This window comes from Bacillus haikouensis, assembly GCF_013179555.1.
Lineage (GTDB): Bacteria > Bacillota > Bacilli > Bacillales > Bacillaceae_B > Rossellomorea > Rossellomorea haikouensis_A.
In genome coordinates, this window is the sequence record NZ_JABMCR010000545.1 from 1 (window position 1) to 1,203 (window position 1,203).

Here is a 1,203-nt window from a genome sequence, read left to right on the forward strand (position 1 = left end):
ATAAAGAAATTGTTAGAAAATGTAGGAGGTTGTCTTTTTGAATACTAAACCGAGCAAAGATCAGCATGTTCTCTCTGTCATGCAAAAAGCATTCGACAAAGGGCAGCAGGGGAACATGGATGCGAATAAAATGTTAAGTTGGCTAAAACAAGAACTTCAAAGTGAATATACATTCCATAATGAAAAAGCACTCTAACTTCCTCGGGGAAATAGAGTGCTTTTTTATGTTCATCCAATAGAGAAGGTCATTGACTGCTTTCCAGTCACGACCAAAGTCAAAATTTGATCTTTCATTTTTCTATCTGATCGGTTAAGAATGACAAAGTATGTTTCTCCTTGTGATGATCATTTTAGAAGGTGAATCATCATCCTGTTTCCTGCTCTTCGAATGATTCTCAAAAAAACCATACCATATTCCGTTAATCAGTAGTATGATGGAAAAGTAAATAATTGTCATTTGTTGTTGAAAAAAAGAGAAAGGTGGAGTTCAGATTGATAGAGAAGAAAGAAGGAACGTGGAAGTCGAGTATTGGACAAACAGCAACAATTGATAACATGGAAATTAAAAAGGTGAAAGAAGGTGTCATGTCAGACAAAGATAACCCAGTGCAAAAAGACTATTCTTCAAAAAGGATAAGCTTTCAACTGTCCAACAAAAATGATCGTTATTTCAGAGCTGGAGACTACGGCAAGAAACGGGTGCACTTCTTCTGTCAATCACAAAAAAACGACAAAAATCACATCGATTTATACAACGACCAAACACCTCATGGAGTTCTACACACCAACAAACTCATATGCTACATTAAGGAAAATAAGCGAATCATCTACACGGGGAAGAAAGAAAGGTAAAATAGAGATTCTTCTTCAGGTTCATCTGTTCGCTGCCTCACTGCTGACAGCGGTGAGGTTCTATCAAATCCCTTCTTAATCCACACGATTACATCTTGGAAAAAACAAAAAACGTTATCTACAAAAAAACCATAAAAAAATAAATTATTTACAGGAAAATGGAAAATGATGTCGAATTGTAAAATTATAGGAAGATATTCCTAGAGAAACATGTCGAAAATAAGAGTTAAAAAAGGAGGAAGTAATGAACAAAGAATTCATTTTGGTTTTCGAGGATATCCACGTATCAAGAAAGATCGTGACTTCACCCAAAAAACACTTCGTTTTATTCCAGGGTCAGCAATACCGCAA

General features: G+C 35.5%; 2 protein-coding genes. Both read left to right on the forward strand.

Annotated elements, in window-relative coordinates; genetic code table 11:
* The first annotated feature begins 37 nt into the window (after positions 1 to 37).
* A complete protein-coding gene (locus tag HP456_RS24160) occupies positions 38 to 196 on the forward strand; it encodes a YwzD family small protein (RefSeq protein WP_172255717.1) in 159 nt (52 codons plus the stop codon).
* A gap of 296 nt (positions 197 to 492) precedes the next feature.
* Positions 493 to 852 carry a hypothetical protein gene (locus tag HP456_RS24165; protein WP_172255720.1) on the forward strand — a complete coding sequence of 120 codons (360 nt, stop codon included), beginning with the start codon at positions 493 to 495 and terminating at the stop codon, positions 850 to 852.
* Positions 853 to 1,203: the final 351 nt, after the last annotated feature.